Below are 208 nucleotides of genomic sequence, written 5' to 3' on the forward strand. Positions count from 1 at the left end.
CCAAAGTGACATAACCAAACGGTTCCATGACTTTGTAATGTGTCTCAGCTGGTTTGCCTTTTTTTGCTTCTTCATCTTCAAATACCGTATTCTGTAATCTATTTTTTGCATGTCTTCCGATATTACCTTCAAAACTGCCTTCATCAGCTTCAACATTTCCCCAAACCAATGCTACATATTCTCTCTCACTAGTCTTATTAGCATACTG

General features: G+C 37.5%; 1 pseudogene. It reads right to left on the reverse strand.

Features of this window, described 5'->3' with window-relative positions:
• Nucleotides 1-208 (reverse strand): annotated as a pseudogene (locus ACRHOC_RS16030) (RluA family pseudouridine synthase); the annotation flags it as partial.

The sequence above is a fragment of the Winogradskyella poriferorum genome, assembly GCF_050618035.1.
GTDB classification, from domain to species: domain Bacteria; phylum Bacteroidota; class Bacteroidia; order Flavobacteriales; family Flavobacteriaceae; genus Winogradskyella; species Winogradskyella poriferorum_A.